The sequence below is a fragment of the Paenibacillus sp. 1781tsa1 genome, assembly GCF_024159265.1.
Classification (GTDB): domain Bacteria; phylum Bacillota; class Bacilli; order Paenibacillales; family Paenibacillaceae; genus Paenibacillus.
Window position 1 is genome coordinate 2,328,309 of the sequence record NZ_JAMYWY010000001.1, and the last position, 17,729, is coordinate 2,346,037.

Consider the following 17,729-nt stretch of genomic DNA (forward strand, 5'->3'; position numbering starts at 1 on the left):
AAGAGGAGTGAGGGAGAACAAGTTATGAAGACACAACCCCAGGCGGGTAAGGGAGTACGGATATCGGAAATACCGGGAGAAACAGTCCGAAAGCGCAAATCTGTGTGGCACAATCTTGGCAAATTCAAGGTGCTGTATCTCATGTTCTTGCCAGGTGTCCTGTTTCTGCTGGTGAACAACTATATGCCGATGTTCGGCGTTCTGATCGCATTCAAAAATGTAAACTATGCCGATGGTATTTGGGGTAGCCCATGGAGTGGATGGGACAATTTTAAATATTTGTTCTCAACCAGTGATGCATGGGAAATTACCCGAAATACACTCGCGTATAACACGGTGTTTATTGCACTGAATCTCTTTGTAGGTGTCGGGCTTGCTATTCTGCTCAATGAAGTGAAGAACAAAGCAATGTCCAAGTTATATCAATCACTTATGCTATTACCGTATTTCCTGTCCATGATTGTGGTCAGTTATCTGGTACTGGCTTTCCTGGGCAAGGATTCAGGCTTCATGAACTCAACGATTCTGCAGATGTTCGGCGGTCAGCCGATCGACTGGTATTCAGAGCCGAAGTATTGGCCGTATATTTTGCCACTGGTGAACACATGGAAGAATATTGGATATTATGCCGTCATTTATCTGGCAGCTGTCGTGGGTATCGATGAAGAATATTATGAAGCAGCTGTGCTCGATGGCGCAACCAAATGGCATCAGATACGCTTCATTACCATTCCGTTTCTCGTCCCATTAATCGTCATTATGACGTTATTGCAGATTGGCCGTATATTCTATGCTGACTTCAGTCTGTTCTACCAGGTTCCATTGGAATCGGGGGCGCTGTTCCCTGTAACGAATGTACTGGATACCTACGTATATCGTACGTTCCTTATCGGTGGAGATATCGGGATGTCATCAGCAGCTGGTCTATACCAAGCAATCGTTGGATTTGTGCTGGTTCTTGTATCCAATACCATCGTAAGGCGAATAGATAAAGATAATGCATTATTTTGAGAGGAGGCAAGTCAGCTGTGAAATCACGTGATCCACTAGCCGTATCGAAGCGTTCCGCATCCGTTATTCATGCGATGTTTCTATTCTATGCCATTGCCTGTATCGTGCCGATCCTGCTTGTCTTCTCCATCTCATTTTCGGACGAGACAACCGTAATTGCCAATGGATATAAGCTTATTCCAGAGAAATTCAGCCTGACGGCTTATGAGTTTCTGTTCAGAGATATGGATCAGATCATTCACTCGTATGGTATATCCTTTATCGTTACCGTTGTAGGTACCATTACAAGTGTTGCGCTGACCGCATTGTATGCGTATCCGCTCTCACGGAGAGATCTGCCTTACCGAGGTTGGTTCGCCTTTTTCATCTTCTTCACGATGCTGTTCAATGGGGGGCTGGTACCTTGGTACCTGGTCTATGTCAACGTATTGGATCTGAAAAACTCCCTACTGGCACTCATTATGCCGCTACTGCTATCCCCATTCTTTGTACTGGTCATGCGTACATTCTTCGCGAACTCCATTCCGGTGTCTATTCTGGAATCGGCTCGGATTGATGGTGCGGGAGAATTGAGAACGTTTGCACGTATCGTACTTCCGCTCTCTCTTCCCGTAATGGCAACCGTTGCGTTGTTCAGTACACTGAATTACTGGAATGACTGGTATCTTAGCATGATTTTTATATCAGATAACCGGACGATCAGCCTTCAGTACCTTATGTACCGGACGCTGCTCGATATTCAATATTTAACAACCAACTCCAACGTCTCTTCACAGATTTCGTCGCAGGGTGGATTGCTCAATTTGCCTAACAAAACTCTGCAAATGGCAATGGCTGTGGTCGGTATTGGTCCAATTGTACTGGCATATCCGTTCTTCCAGCGTTATTTCATCAAAGGTCTTACAGTTGGCGCTGTGAAGGGATAACTCTGAACCGGTTAGCGGAGTGGGCAAGGTAAATGAAGATGGACTGAAAGGGCATATACAGAAGTAGTTATCGGTTTAATTGTGAATTGGGGAATTCGGTTGTATGGTTCAACACATGACAGGAGGGGTTCAATTGGTTAGATCATTAAAGGTATGGTCACGCATGATGGCAACGGTTATGGCGCTGAGCCTGGTGCTGGCTGCTTGCTCATCAGACAAGGGTGGAACAACAACACCTGGCGCAGAAGGCGGAGGAGCAAGTGAAGGCGGGGGCAAACCCTATGAAGTGACACTGTTCTACCCAGGGACACCACAGAAGGATGTCGCTCTGGTGGAAGCCGAGATTAACAAAAAGATGGAACCAAAGATCGGGGCCACGCTTAAGATCAATGCGATTGACTGGGGACAGTGGGATAACAAGCTGAATCTCATGATCTCCTCAGGTGAAAAATCAGACATTATCTTCACAGCAGCTTGGCAGAACTACACGGTGAATGTAGCTAAAGGCGCATTCTTGCCATTGAATGATCTGCTTGATGAATATGGTCAGGATATCAAGAAAAACCTGGACCCTGCCTTTCTGGAAGGTTCCCAGGTGGACGGCGTGAATTACGGGGTTCCTACGAATAAGGAACTCGCTGCCACACGTGGTGTGTTGGTACGTAAAGATCTGGCTGACAAGTATAAGCTGGACCTGACAGCCGTAAAAACTTGGGCTGATCTGGAGCCCCTGCTCAAAACAATCAAGGAAAACGAGCCATCCATCACACCATTCTATATGTCCAATACCAACGGTAACGGGCTGTTGGAAAATCTGGATTGGGATTATCTCGGTGATGCTTCCGTACCTGGAGTCATCTCCAAAACAGCAGGCGGAACAACGGTGCTGAATGAAGTAGAGACCCCTGAATTCAAAGAAGCGGCTGAACTCGCTCGCAAGTGGTATCAAGCAGGATATATCAACAGTGATGCTGCTACGTCCAATGTGTTCCCGAAAGACCAGGCGAAGGCTGGAAAAGCGTTTCTCTGGACAGATGGCATGAAGCCAGGCAAGGATAAAGAAGAAGAAGGGTATGTGGGTTTCCCACTGACTCAGATTGAGATGACACAGCCGACAATCACGACGGGTGATGCATCTGGAGCGATGCTTGCGATCTCCCGTTCTTCCGAGCAACCGGAGAAAGCGATGCAGGTCATTAACCTGCTGCATTCCGACAAGGAAATTAACAACTTGCTGAACTTCGGAATTGAAGGCACCCATTATGTGAAAAAAGACGGACAGGATAATATCATTACTCTCCCTGAAGGCGTAGATGCCAACAGTCGTACCTACAATCCAGGTGCCCAGTGGCAGCTTGGTAACCAGTTCCTGAACTTCCTCTGGGATAATGAAGATCCGCAGAAGTGGGAAAAGTTCAAAGAATTTAACGCCAAAGGTGTGAAGTCCCCAGCACTGGGCTTTACATTCAACAGTCAATCTGTCAAAAATGAAATTGCTGCGGTCAACAACGTGAACAAACAGTTCAAGCCGGGCATGACATCGGGCGCCGTTGATCCGAATGAGATGATTCCGAAATATCTGGAGAAATTGAAAGCAGCGGGAATTGATAAAATTATTGCAGCCAAACAGGAACAACTCGATGCATTCCTTGCCAAAAGTAAATAATCATTAGCTATGGGACTTGTGATCTACAAGCTCTTGTCGGTGGCAAATATGGAGGACGTTTTCGGTAAACAACCGAAGACGTTCTTTTTATTGTTGTTTTTTTGATTTGGATTGTTAATCATAATTAGGAAAAATATGATATAATCAGGTGGTTGATTAGGGGGTGTTCGTGTGTCGAGGACCAGACTTGTGTTCTCCGGGGCTTTATTGCTATTTGCTATCATCTTTACATTTAACCATCATCTTGGTTTTTCTGTTGGAGATACAATGCTGTCAGCAATAGGTATATCACCGTATACTACATCTTATTTGAGTGGTGTACATATCACACTTTTCTTCGGATTGGGGATCTTCGCCTGTGGCTTTTATCTTACTCGCAAAGAGATTGGTCGGTCGTTTCCGGGACTTGCAAAAGGGTTGTGGATTGTTGTTCTCGCTCTTGTTCTCAGTTACTCGTACATGACGGATAAATTCATGTATATAGCCAATTGGGGAGCTAAAGGCATAGATGCAGTATCCTATGTACAGAATGCAAGCTCTTGTACCTTTAACGTGTTGAAGACGGGGGAGACCCGAGCAACCTGTGACCTGACACTCAAAAATTACGGCAGAGATCCCGTATCCGCTGTGTTATTGCCTGATCTCGCACGCAGTTATAAGTTCAAGGACGATCCGCTATTGGAAGCCTTGCGGTCTGTCCAATTAGGGCCAGTACATGTTGAGATTGAACCCCATGGAACGTTTACAGGGAAATTGGAGTTTTACGGGAAAGCGGAATCCCCGCTGTACGTTAGTGGGAAACTTAAGGATATTGTGCTGGATGTAGGGGTGGATGGAGCGAATACGGTGTTTGATTACGATATGCCATAGTTGATATTTTTATAGAAAAAAAGAATAATTACATAAACAGATGTGGAATAAGGCTAATCTAGATAGAACGTTCAAAGAGATATACTAAAATCAGATTGAGAGCTGGCTAATGGCTGGCTCTTTTTGTGCGTGGAAGTTGCAATTAGTGCTGAAATATTGGTTTTATCTCCTTTCCCCTTCAATTGGTAACGCTTACGCTAGATAATGAATTGGTTTGTCTCAAAAAAATAGTTTGTCTTTACCGCTTACATCATTACAATTAATGTCACGACAAATTAAGACAAGGTGAGATGAAAAGATGTCATATCGGACAAACCTGTTTTCCAAAATGGTCATTCTTATTCTGATTATGCTGATTCCTGTAGTGCTTCTGTACTGGTACTCTAATCACAAAACAACAGCTGTTCTCAGAGATGAGTTGAATCGATCAAATAGTAACCAGCTTGAATTTTTCCAAAATCAAGTGAACACAAACATCGAACTGTTATCCTCATGGCCGAATCTGCTCATACATGATCCTGATATTGCCAGCTTCCGGCGAATCTATGCGGACAGTAACTACTTTGACCTGGATGCAATCAACCTGGTCAAACGTATTCAGAATAAGCTGAGTATTCAGGAAAGCTCATCCAATTGGGCCACGAAATTATATCTGTATTCTCCTTCGCTGGGTAGGGTGGTTTCCGAAAGGGATGCACGTTCTTACGATAAACAAGCGCTAAGGGAGAATATCAGTTCCGGCTGGGATGTACGCAAAATTCAGGATGGGGAAGATGATCGGTTCATGTTTAGCTGGATTACTGTATCTCCGTACGGCATTAAAGACCCGGCTAATAATGCGGAAACGATTATTAAACTGGAGTTTGATAGTGACAACATTCGGGATATGCTCGACAAATTCAAGGATGATGGCAGACATGATCCATTCTACTTCCGAGAAGAGTCGGGGGTTATCTATAATCGGACTTCAGATCGTTCATTAACGAATCAGCTGATGGAAGAACTGTCCGTGCATAAACTTCAGGACGTTGATAATCGTACAGTAGTGATCGGGGACGAGCCTTACATGGTTAACACCGTAAAATCCAGTACAACAGGCTGGTATTTGGTGGACTATATGCCTCTGTCAGATATTCTGAAGCCCATTCATCAATCAAACATGCTGTTCTATTCTTCCATGATTTGTTTGTTGTTGATGAGTTTTGGTGTGGCGTACTTGTTATATGTACAGGTGCAGGTACCAGTGAAACAACTCATTCGCGGGTTCCAGCGGTTGAAGCAGGAAGATTATTCAGTGAGGATTAAGCCGAAGGGCCGCAATGAATTCAGTTTCCTGTCTGAACGGTTCAACTTGATGGTGGAGCAGATCCAGCAGTTGTTTGAACACGTTTACCTGGAACAGATACATGTGCGTGAAGCCCGGTTGAAGCAGCTGCAATCGCAGATTAACCCGCACTTCTTCTATAATTGTTTCTCCTTCATTACGAGTATGGCGAAGCTAAAGCGTATGGATGCGGTTGTGGCGATGTCGCATAACCTCTCCCGATATTATCGGTATACGACAAGACAGGAGCGGGACGTGGTACCGTTGACAGAAGAGATTGAATTTGTCAGCTGTTATCTGGAGATCCAACGGATGCGTATGGACCGGATTCATTACAAGATTGATCTGTCTGATGAGATGTTGAGACAGGAGGTACCGCCCCTAATCGTGCAACCACTGGTGGAGAATGCGGTAATTCACGGTATTGAAGCGGATGCGGAAGCCGGAGAAATAAGAGTTTCTGGGGAAAAACAGGGCGGTGTCATGGTTCTTGTGGTTGAAGATGATGGGCAAGGCATGACACAGGAGGCACGTGAGGCGCTTCTGAATAAGCTCAGGGGAACAATGGATCAGGAGATGGGCTGTGGCCTGTGGAATGTGAATCAGAGACTCCAGCTTCGATATGGGGAGCAGGCAGGGCTTGATATAACGGAATCGGAACTTGGTGGATTACGGGTAACACTATCGTGGCCTGCCGAGAGGGAACTTCTCCCAGATAGCCAAGATAGCATCGAGAACATGTGAGAGCATGGTGGGAAATTGAACTTAGTGCATAACGAACGAGATAGGGAGTGACTTGCTTGATAGATATACTGCTAGTAGATGATGAAACGTATGTAACAGAAAGTCTGGAACTTACGATCCCCTGGGGAGAGCTTGGAGTAACGACTGTGCTTCGTGCCGCTTCCGGTAAGGAAGCGCTGGAGATTATGGAGGAAAATGCAGTGGATATCGTGGTGACCGATATTCGCATGCCTGGCATGTCCGGACTGGATCTGATTGCAGAGGTAAGCAAACGTTGGTCCCATATTCGCTGTATCTTGCTGACCGGTCACAGTGATTTTACTTATGCGAAGAAAGCGATTCAATTGCAGGCAGCGGATTATATTCTGAAACCTGTAAACGATGATGAATTTATGAGTTCCGTATCGGCAGCCATCACATCTCTTCGCGATGAGTGGGATGAATTCGATAAATATCACCGGCTCTTATACAGTCGGAAGTCTGATTATAAAATTTTACGTGAAAATCTGATGCATGATCTGCTGCTGGGGCGTGAGATCACGGCGCGGGCACTTCGGGAACAACTGCAACAATATGAGATTCATATTGACCCGGAACAATCGGCTGTGATGATGCTGATTCGCCTTACAGGACGTTTCTCATCAATGGACCAGCAGTCTCTGGATCTGATGGATTTTGCGGTAGGTAATATTGCAGAGGAAGTACTCGGAGAGCAATTTAACGTGTGGTTTGGTCGCGGACCCCATGAGTGTCTGGTGATGTTTTTGCAAAATCAAGAACAGATCGAAGCTCCGCAGATGGACTTGGAGACGTTGAGAAGCTCAGCTGAAACTTTCCGTGAGCATGTCATTCGATATTTACAGGGAGATCTGTCCATGGTCGTTACACCGTCATTTCCCTTTAATGAGTTGACAGCAGCTTATCGAAAAAGTCTGGGTTCCCTTGTCCTTTCAGGACCGGAAGAACACAAGATTATATATATGGACATGGATCAGGCACTCGGCAAAAGATCTGAGAATGATGCGACCCAGGCGCTCGAAGAGTTGTACAAACCGCCTGTACTTCCGCAATTGCTTGAGACTAAGCAATGGGAAGCGGCGGCACGCAAGCTGAACACGGTCTTTGACGCGGCAGAACAGGTACGATTGTCCCGAGAACATGTGTATGAGATGTATCTGTCGGTAACCAATGCATTCATGTATATCGCCCATAAACAGGGGCATCTGGTGCATGAGATTGATCATGCGGGATTTGATCTGCTCCTTGCCCATCAGTTGATTCAATCACCCGAGAAGCTGCGGCGTTGGGCCACCGAGATGCTGGCGAAGCTTCAGGAAGAGTTGTCCGATCAGGAGGGTGTGCAGAGCCGCAGACATGTGATCAAGCAGGTTCAGGAGCTGGTGACAAGTGATACGGGACAGGATCTGTCGGTGAAGATGATTGCGGACAAGGTATATTTGCACCCCGTATACCTATCAAAAATCTACAAGGCAGAGACAGGGGAAGGTCTTGGGGACTACATGATTCGGATGCGCATGGAACGCGCGCTATATCTGCTTAAGAATAGCAACAAAAAAATATACGAGATTACGAGTGAACTTGGCTATCAGAATCCGCAATATTTCAGCAAAATGTTCAAAAAACATTATGGTATGACACCCAATGAATTTCGGGATCAGGCATAATTACAACAACATTCCAGAATATAGGTTGGCAAAGGTGCAGAAATCTTGATTTCGTATCATAGGCTCAAAGGCCTGGTCAGCCTATAATGAAAGGGTAACCAAAACGATTTAAGGGGGAACAACATGAGAGCGCAATCAACAAAAAAGAGATTCTTGACGCTTCTCGCTACAACGCTGAGTCTAACTGTCGTTCTTGCAGGATGTTCAGGCGGCAGTGGGGGCGGAGATAGTGCAACACCAAGTACATCTGGAACCCAAAACGAATACAAAGAAAAGTATGATCCGGAAGTAACCATTACAACAGCATGGGGAATCGATCCTGAGCTGAAGTTTAAAAATGGCGAATCCATGGAAAATAACGTGGCAACCAAGTGGGCCAAGGAAAAATTCGGGATTAATGTCAGCGCGCTCTGGTCAGTAACAGACACAAACAGTGCGTTTGCAACTAAACTTCGTCTGGCTATGTCTTCTGGACAGGAAATGCCAGATATCGTGACGATTGGTAGTGCGGACAATCTCGTTGCTCAAGACTTGATCGACTCTGGCATGTACGAAGAAGTCGGTCCACTGTTCGACAAATATGCTTCAGACACATGGAAAAAAGCGATGGAGCAAGATCCAAACGTATGGAACCAATATAGTCGTGATGGCAAAAGAATGGGTATCCCTGTTCTGGACTACGCATACAACAATGATTACTTGCTCTGGATTCGCCAGGATTGGCTGGACAAGCTGAATCTGAAAGCACCAAAAACAATCGATGAGCTGGAAACCGTTATGGAAGCATTCAAAAACAATAACCCGGACGGCTTGGCTCCTGAAAAAGTCACTCCGCTCAGCGTTGGTTTCAAAACATCCATGAACACATGGATGGGAGATGTATCCTGGATCTTTGGTGCATATGGCACCTTACCTCAACAATGGAATCTGGCTTCGGATGGCAAGCTCGAGTATGGCTCCATTAATCCAGGCATGAAGCAAGGTCTGACCAAATTGAGCGAATGGCTCAAAAAAGGATATATCCCGCAGGAAGCAGCTCTATGGGATGAGAACAAAACAGCAGAGCCAGCAGTTGCAGGAACTGCCGGCATTATTCCAGGACCTTACTGGATGAGTGGATGGCCACTTCTTGATACCGTGAAAAATGTACCGAGTGCGGTATGGAAACCGATTGAAATTCCTACCGGTCCTGAAGGCAAAGCGATGCGTCACGGAACACAGTTCGTTAATGGTGTTACATTGATCAAAAAAGATATGGCACACCCAGAAGCATTCTTTACGTATCAGAACTACCTGTTCGACAATTATGCAGATCCGGCACCAGGCAGCCCTTATGATAACGGTTTGTTTGCAGGTTATGACTATCAATTGGATGCAAATGGAAAACAAATGCCGATTGACCAGATCGAAGGCGGATACGTGAACGTTGTACGTTATTTGCTTGTTCGCGACGGTGCTCGTATTCCAGATGCCCAGATGAAAGCACTTCTGAACTTAGCGGATGGCAAAGAGCCTGAAACGAAGCTTGAGAAAGATGTTGCTGTCAATTACGGTAAAGAAACTCCTGCTGCAGCGAAAGTGTTACTGAGCCAAGAAGAAATTTCCTTCAAAAACATGTTCACAGGTCCAACAACACAGACGATGAAATCCAAGCTGGACTATCTGAACAAAATCGAGAATCAGGCATTTAACGAAATTATCTATGGCAAAAATCCGGCTGATGCGTTTGATACCTTTGTACAAACGTGGAAATCGGGTGGCGGTGACCAAATCACGCAAGAGGTTAACGAATGGTATGACAGTGTGAAAAAATAGTTACAAGCAGCGCTCAGACGACTAACGTCTGGGCGCTTTTTTGTGTTTATTCAAGCTGAGGCAAAGTGGTTGAATTTGTGCCATTTATATTGCTTTTATGTGCTGTTTGGACCCCGTAAAAGGTTGATATAATCGCATTATAAGCCACTCAGGGAGTACTTGAGTAGGAAGAAATACAGGGGGAGCAATCATGAGAACTTTGAAACGCACTTGGCCATTCCACGTTATGCTGTTGCCAGCCATTATCTTTCTGATTATCTTCAGTTATGTGCCTATGGGCGGGATCATTATGGCATTCCAGAACTACAAGCCATGGCTTGGGATTAGCGGTTCTGAATGGGTCGGGCTGGACAACTTTAGATATTTGTTTGAACGTGAAGACAGCTTACAGGTTATCTGGAACACATTGATTATTGCCGTACTTAAACTGATTTTTAATTTATTTGTTCCATTTGTTTTTGCCATTCTTTTGAATGAGGTTCGCAAGATGGCTATACAGCGGACGATTCAAACACTTGTCTATTTACCTCACTTCTTGTCCTGGGTCATTCTGGGCGGGATTTTGATAGATCTGTTGTCAACAGGCGGCTTGGTTAACCGGGTTCTGGGAACCTTTGGACTCGGGCCATATTTCTTCCTTGGAGACAACAGTTGGTTCCGATCTACGGTCATTCTGACAGATGTGTGGAAAGAATTTGGCTATAACATGATTGTCTTTCTGGCTGCCCTTGCCGGAATTAATCCAGCATTGTACGAAGCAGCGGAAATTGACGGAGCAGGACGCTGGAAACAGACACTGCACATTACAATCCCTTCGCTTGTGCCGATGCTGATGGTTGTCGGAACACTGGCACTTGGTAACGTACTGAATGCCGGATTTGACCAGATTTTCAACTTGTATAACCCGCTCGTATATCAAACGGGTGACATCATTGATACATTCGTATATCGTTCCGCAATGCAAAATGGTGAGATGGGCTTTGCAACCGCAATCGGATTATTCAAATCGGTCATTAGCATGATCTTGATTCTTGTATCGTACAGCTTAGCCAAAAAATACGCTGGATATCGCATATTCTAAACGAATGAACAGAGAAAGAAGGGACCACGATGTATCATAAATCATTGCCTTATCGCGTGTTTAATATAGTCAATACCTGCTTTCTGATTTTGATCGCCATTATGTGTATCGTACCAATGATTCATGTACTGGCAGTATCCTTTAGTACAAAGGCTGCTGCCGATGCCAATCTGGTCAATCTTTGGCCCGTAGGTTTCTCACTTGAGGCATACAAAAAAACGATGAACAATCCAATTTTCTTGAACTCGCTCTGGATCTCATTTCTGCGTACAGTGATCGGTACAGCCATTACGTTGCTGATTACGTTCCTGGCGGCTTATCCATTGTCCAAAGAGAATAGTGAATTCAAAGGCAGAACGATTTACTCCTGGATTTTTGTATTCAGCATGATTTTCAACGGGGGACTGGTGCCGTTCTACATGGTTATTCAGAAGATCGGGTTGATGGATTCCTTCTGGGTACTGGTACTCCCAGGGGCAGTTAACACATTCCTTGTCATTCTGATGCTGAACTTCTTCCGCGGTATTCCAAAAGAGCTGGAGGAAGCGGCACTAATGGACGGAGCTAACCATTTCAGAACATTGTTCAGTATCTTCCTTCCCATTTCGATGCCGTCCATTGCAACCATTGCATTGTTCAGTATGGTGTTCCACTGGAATTCCTGGTTTGATGGATTGCTCTACATGAATAACGCCAAGGATTACCCACTTGCTACATTTATGCAAACGGTCATTATTGGACGTGATATGAGTAGCATGAGCATGAATCCAAAAGAAATGGAAGCTCTCTCTCAAACCACGGTAAGGGCAGCTCAGATCTTCATCGGAAGTGCACCGATCTTGATTGTATATCCTTTCCTGCAACGTTTCTTTGTTAAAGGTATGACGTTGGGCTCAGTTAAAGGCTGAGCCTGTACCCCAAATTAATGGAGGTTGATACAGTGAGCAACTTGACGGAAAAGACATTCGTTCTGGGAATGGATGTGTCTTTTATGGATGAAATTGAACAGCATGGCGGGAGCTACAGTGATGTGGACGGCAAGGAACAAGACTTGCTGTCCATCCTGAAGTTCAATGACACTAACGCGATACGACTTCGAATCTGGAATGATCCTGTTGGTGGATTCTGCAATCTGGAGCGTACGGTGGAGATAGCCAAACGGATCAAGGAACAGGGCTTGAAATTTTTGCTCGATTTCCATTACTCTGATCGCTGGGCTGACCCGGCCAATCAATGGAAGCCGAAAGCCTGGGAGAATCTGTCCTATGAAGAGCTTCAACGTGCGGTTTGCATGTATACGGCTGATGTTCTGAGAACGTTGAAGGAACACGATGCCCTTCCAGACATGGTGCAGGTCGGCAATGAGATTACGCCAGGCATGTTATGGAATGAGGGACGTGTTGGTGGAGAAGAGCATGATACGGATGAACAGTGGGAGCGTTTTGCAGGCCTTGTGAAGTACGGAATTGCTGCGGTCAAATCGGTTGACCCGGATATTCAGATTATGATACACATTGATCGTGGTGGAGATAACGCCGAGAGCCGCAAGTTTTACGATCGCTTTGAAGCACTGGGTGTGGAGTTCGATATCATTGGTCTATCGTATTATCCTTGGTGGCACGGTACACTTGATGCATTACGCGACAATCTTCATGATCTGGCTGAACGTTATGGCAAACCTGTCAATGTGGTTGAAACCGCTTATCCATGGACGCTGGAGCAGCCGGAAGGTATCGAATGGATTTTGAATCAGGAAGAATTGTTGTTGCCGGGATACCCTGCAAGTGTAGAGGGACAGACCCGATATCTGAAGGATCTATTGCAGATTATTCGCGAAGTTCCTGGTGGTTTGGGGCACGGATTCTATTATTGGGAACCTGCCTGGATACCGAGTAAAGAAGAATGGTCCGTCGGACATCCGAATAACTGGGGCAACCTCACCATGTTTGATTTTAAAGGTCGCAAGTTGGAATCGTTTACAGCGCTAGCTACTGTAGAAGAATCAGCTACCGTGACATACGTGTAATCTAGCGTAAAACATATCGTCTATGAATTAGTTGTTATCGTTTATAAACTAAAAAATTGTAATTCAAAAGCAAGGGAGTTGTCCTTATGACATACAAATTTCCACCTGTAAGTTCCAAAGCCCCGCACATGTTGCATGGCGCAGACTATAACCCGGAGCAATGGCTTCGCTATCCTGAAGTTCTGGAAGAAGATATTCGCTTGATGAAGCTTGCCAAGTGTAACGTAATGTCCATTGGTATCTTCTCATGGGTATCCCTTGAGCCGGAAGAGGGCGTATACACGTTTGAATGGCTGGATCAGGTTCTGGATCGTTTTGCAGCAAATGGCATCTATGCATTCCTCGCTACACCAAGTGGTGCCAGACCTGCCTGGATGTCCGCCAAATACCCGGAGGTGCTACGCGTATCCGAGAAGCGTGTCCGCAATCTGCATGGTTTCCGTCACAACCATTGTTATACTTCCCCGGTATACCGTGAGAAGGTTACTGCGATCAATACAAAACTGGCAGAGCGTTATTCGGATCATCCGGCTGTAATCGGCTGGCATATCTCGAACGAGTTCGGCGGCGACTGTCATTGTGATTATTGTCAGGAAGCGTTCCGTGGTTGGGTTCAGAAGAAGTATCAAACACTCGATGAACTGAATCATTCATGGTGGACGACATTCTGGAGTCATACGGTTACAGACTGGAGTCAGGTGGAATCTCCGGCTCCACACGGTGAGACACAGGTACACGCGATGAATCTGGATTGGCGCCGTTTCGTTACGGATCAGACAGCTGATTTTATCGTGCATGAAACGAAACCGTTGAAAGCTCAGAATCCCGATCTGCCAGTCACAACCAACCTGATGGAATTCTATGGCGGTCTGAACTATTGGAAGTTCGCCGATATTCTGGATTTCCTCTCTTGGGACAGTTATCCGACTTGGCATGATGCAGATGACGACGCGAAACAGGCATCCCGGATCGCCATGATGCATGACATCGTTCGTTCCATCAAAGGCGGCCAGCCGTTCTTGCTGATGGAGAGTACTCCAAGTTCGACAAATTGGCAAGATGTCAGCAAGCTGAAAAAACCGGGCATGCATCTGCTCTCTTCTCTCCAGGCTGTAGCACACGGTTCCGATAGTGTTCAGTATTTCCAGTGGAGAAAGAGCCGGGGGTCCAGCGAGAAACTTCATGGTGCGGTGGTAGACCACGTAGGAACGGAACATACACGTGTATTCCAAGATGTCACCGACGTAGGAACGGCACTTGAAGGCATGGAAGCCATTGTAGGAACCGCAGTTCCAGCAGAAGTTGCAATCATATTCGATTGGGAAAACCGTTGGGCTGTTAATGATTCACAGGGACCGCGCAATATCGGTGTGAAGTATGAGCAGACTGTGGAAGAGCATTACGAAGCGTTTTGGAAAAAGGGAGTCGCTGTAGACGTTATCGATATGGATGCAGATCTGTCCAAGTACAAGTTGCTGATTGCTCCAATGCTCTATCTGGTACGTGAAGGTGTTGGCGAACGCATTGAGAAGTTTGTAGAACAAGGTGGTACGTTTGTAGCAACTTACTGGTCTGGTATTGTAAACGAAAACGATCTGTGTTTCCTGGGTGGATTCCCAGGCCCACTGCGTAAGACACTTGGAATCTGGTCCGAGGAGATTGACGGATTGCATGATCGTGATCTGAACGGAATCATCCCGGAGAAGGGCAATGAGCTTCAGCTCAATACAGCGTATGATGCCATTGAACTGTGTGATCTGATTCATCTTGAAGGCGCGAAGTCTCTGGCTACGTACCGTTCTGACTTCTATGCCGGACGCCCGGCATTGACGGTTAACCAGTTGGGCTCAGGGAAAGCATATTACGTAGCAACACGTCTAAAAGCACCATTCTATGATGATTTCTATGCAAAACTAATCACTGATCTGAACATTGAGCGTGGACTTGAAACAGAGCTACCTGCCGGAACAACGGCACATACGCGTACAGATGGTACAGCGGATTATGTATTTGTACAGAACTATACACCAGATGAGAAGCTGGTTGAATTAGATGGACAGTCCTATACGAATCTGCTCAGTGGTGATGCTGTGGAATCAAGTCTCAGTTTGAAGCCATATGACATTTGTGTTCTGCGCAGACCGGCTGCCCGGAAATAATAGGTTCATCCTTACGTTATAAACGGAGTTATAATACTAAAAAAGTGCCCTGAACGCCTGACATCGGTGTTTAGGGCATCTTTTTTATTTTATGTATGTGGCTGTTGAACTACTTTTTCTGGACAAGATAAAGGATAAACGTGTCCGCGCAGCGAAGACAAACAGGTAACTTGTAACTCAAGACTTTCAGTCTGGGAGGAATGGAAATGAATCAAAGAAATCTGGATGGTAACAGCATTATTATTCGACTGGAAATGACAACGAAGGATATCAAGTTTGGCGAAGTGGCTTCGGCCATCTCGGAAGCTGGGGGAGACATCATTGCCATCGACGTGATTTCCACCAATCAGGATGTAAGCGTGCGCGACTTGACGGTCGCCGTTACAGATGCGCAAGATAACAGTAAAATTATAGAAGGGGTGCGCCAGCTTAAAGGTGTGTCCATTATTAACGTATCGGATCGAACGTTCCTGCTTCATCTGGGCGGTAAGATCGAAGTAACACCCAAGACCCCGATTCACAACCGGGAAGATCTGTCACGTGTGTACACTCCGGATGTGGCTCGTGTATGTTCAGCCATTTCAGAAGAGCCTGGCAAAGCCTTCTCATTGACAATTAAACGGAATACAGTGGCCGTCATATCGGATGGCAGTGCCGTGCTTGGACTTGGTAACATTGGTCCTCGTGCAGCGATGCCCGTTATGGAAGGCAAAGCGATGTTATTCAAACAGTTTGCAGGTGTGGATGCCTTCCCAATCTGCCTGGACACACAGGATACCGAGGAAATCATACGTACTGTGAAAGCGATATCACCTGGTTTTGGGGGCATTAATCTGGAGGATATCTCATCACCGCGCTGTTTCGAGATTGAACGTCGTCTGAATGAGGAATTGGATATTCCGGTATTTCATGATGACCAGCATGGCACAGCGGTTGTATTATATGCAGGTCTGATCAATGCGCTCAAACTGGTGGGCAAGTCCATTGAAGATGTGAAGATTGTGGTCTGTGGTATCGGTGCAGCAGGTGTAGCATGCAGTAACATATTATTGTCTGCGGGAGCCAGCCGGCTCATAGGTGTCGATCGTGAGGGTGCGATTGTACGGACACAAACCTATGAGAATGAAGTCTGGACTGATTATGCAGCTCGTACTAACCCCGAACTAGAGACTGGCTCGCTGCGTGATGTCATTCGCGGAGCCGATGTGTTCATTGGCCTGTCCCGCGGGAATCTGTTAACTCGTGAAGATGTGCAGACCATGGCAGAAGATCCAATCGTGTTTGCGATGGCGAACCCGGTACCTGAGATTATGCCTGCCTTGGTGGAAGACATTGTAGCGGTAATGGCAACAGGACGATCCGATTATCCGAATCAGATCAACAACGTGTTATGTTTCCCGGGTATCTTCAGAGCAGTTCTGGACTGCCGAGCCACCGAAATTAATGAAGAAATGAAGCTGGCAGCCGCTCAAGCGATTGCTTCAGCCATTACGGACGAAGAGCGTACCCGTTATTACATTATTCCGAGTGTGTTCAATGATAAAGTGGTCAAATCGATGCGCAGTCGCGTGATTGAAGCTGCTGTTAAAACGGGTGTGGCGCGACGTATTCCTCGTGAACAGTCCCGTGAAGGCGGGGAATCGTAAGATGTCAGAAATAGATGGAATAACGGCAGGAGAGGCTGTTCTGCGAGCCGCCCGTTCTTTTGTTCAAGGCGACTCATCCAAGCATAGTGATGGTCATGACTGGCCACACATCGAACGGGTAACTGCACTTGCGGTCGAACTCGCTCACCGCATGGGTGCAGATCCATATGTCTGCGAACTGGCTGCATTATTACATGATGTACCGGATGAGAAGCTGAATGAGAGCTTGGAAGCTGGAATGGCGAAACTGAATGACTGGCTGGATACCCAGCCTCTTGATCCGGACATACGTAATAAGGTCGTGGGTATTATTAGCACCATCTCATATGCGGGAGGCCAGCGTCCTGCGGTCAGTTCGCTTGAAGCACAGGTTGTACAGGATGCAGATCGTTTGGATGCGCTGGGTGCGATTGGCATCGCGCGTACCTTTGCTTTTTCAGGAGCGAGAGGACGCGAGATGTACGATCCATCCCTTCCACCTCGGGAGCAGATGACCCGTGAGGAATATCGGAATGGGCGCAGCACAACGATTAATCATTTTTACGAAAAGTTGTTCAAGCTCAAGGATCTGATGAATACCTCTTATGGCAAGGAGATGGCCGAGCAGCGTCATGATTATATGGTGCAGTTCGTGGATCAGTTCAAAAGGGAGTGGGCGGGCACAGACCGTTAGGCAGGCATAGTACGTATGAGTATTCCTTAGAGGTAAAAAAACATAGGCGAATCTTCGAAGTGGTGAAAATCCATTTTGAAGATTTGCTTCTTTTTAGGTTAAT

The 17,729-nt window shown here is 46.1% G+C and carries 13 protein-coding genes; all 13 read left to right on the forward strand.

Going from position 1 to position 17,729, the window contains the following annotated elements:
* Positions 1–24: 24 nt before the first annotated feature.
* Positions 25–1,011 carry an ABC transporter permease gene (locus NKT06_RS10505; RefSeq protein WP_076208980.1) on the forward strand — a complete coding sequence of 329 codons (987 nt, stop codon included), beginning with the start codon at positions 25–27 and terminating at the stop codon, positions 1,009–1,011.
* Between the two features lie 17 nt (positions 1,012–1,028).
* The gene (locus tag NKT06_RS10510) at positions 1,029–1,937 is read left to right on the forward strand and encodes a carbohydrate ABC transporter permease (RefSeq protein WP_253433478.1); all 909 of its coding nucleotides are present in this window, start codon (positions 1,029–1,031) and stop codon (positions 1,935–1,937) included.
* 133 nt (positions 1,938–2,070) lie between these two features.
* The gene (locus tag NKT06_RS10515) at positions 2,071–3,603 is read left to right on the forward strand and encodes an ABC transporter substrate-binding protein (protein WP_253433481.1); all 1,533 of its coding nucleotides are present in this window, start codon (positions 2,071–2,073) and stop codon (positions 3,601–3,603) included.
* 171 nt (positions 3,604–3,774) lie between these two features.
* A complete protein-coding gene (locus NKT06_RS10520; protein ID WP_253433485.1) occupies positions 3,775–4,473 on the forward strand; it encodes a hypothetical protein in 699 nt (232 codons plus the stop codon).
* 298 nt (positions 4,474–4,771) lie between these two features.
* A complete protein-coding gene (locus NKT06_RS10525) occupies positions 4,772–6,541 on the forward strand; it encodes a sensor histidine kinase (protein WP_253433489.1) in 1,770 nt (589 codons plus the stop codon).
* A 56-nt stretch (positions 6,542–6,597) separates the two neighbouring features.
* Positions 6,598–8,226, forward strand: coding sequence for a response regulator (locus NKT06_RS10530; protein WP_253433492.1), 1,629 nt, complete (start codon positions 6,598–6,600; stop codon positions 8,224–8,226).
* Between the two features lie 123 nt (positions 8,227–8,349).
* Positions 8,350–10,041, forward strand: a complete 1,692-nt coding sequence (locus tag NKT06_RS10535) for a type 2 periplasmic-binding domain-containing protein (RefSeq protein WP_253433495.1) — start codon at positions 8,350–8,352, stop codon at positions 10,039–10,041.
* Positions 10,042–10,231: 190 nt separating this feature from the next.
* On the forward strand, positions 10,232–11,122 hold the full coding sequence (locus tag NKT06_RS10540) for an ABC transporter permease (RefSeq protein ID WP_074094500.1): 891 nt from the start codon (positions 10,232–10,234) through the stop codon (positions 11,120–11,122).
* 29 nt (positions 11,123–11,151) lie between these two features.
* Positions 11,152–12,030 carry a carbohydrate ABC transporter permease gene (locus NKT06_RS10545; RefSeq protein ID WP_253433497.1) on the forward strand — a complete coding sequence of 293 codons (879 nt, stop codon included), beginning with the start codon at positions 11,152–11,154 and terminating at the stop codon, positions 12,028–12,030.
* A 32-nt stretch (positions 12,031–12,062) separates the two neighbouring features.
* Positions 12,063–13,148: a glycoside hydrolase family 53 protein gene (locus NKT06_RS10550; protein ID WP_253433501.1), complete on the forward strand. Its 1,086-nt coding sequence runs from the start codon at positions 12,063–12,065 to the stop codon at positions 13,146–13,148.
* 86 nt (positions 13,149–13,234) lie between these two features.
* Positions 13,235–15,307 (forward strand): beta-galactosidase, encoded by a 2,073-nt coding sequence (locus tag NKT06_RS10555; protein WP_301289887.1) that lies wholly within the window; start codon positions 13,235–13,237, stop codon positions 15,305–15,307.
* Between the two features lie 206 nt (positions 15,308–15,513).
* Entirely contained in the window at positions 15,514–16,953 is a 1,440-nt protein-coding gene (locus tag NKT06_RS10560; protein WP_253433504.1) for an NAD-dependent malic enzyme, read from the forward strand.
* A gap of 1 nt (position 16,954) precedes the next feature.
* On the forward strand, positions 16,955–17,626 hold the full coding sequence (locus tag NKT06_RS10565) for an HD domain-containing protein (protein WP_253433507.1): 672 nt from the start codon (positions 16,955–16,957) through the stop codon (positions 17,624–17,626).
* The last annotated feature ends 103 nt before the right edge of the window (positions 17,627–17,729 follow it).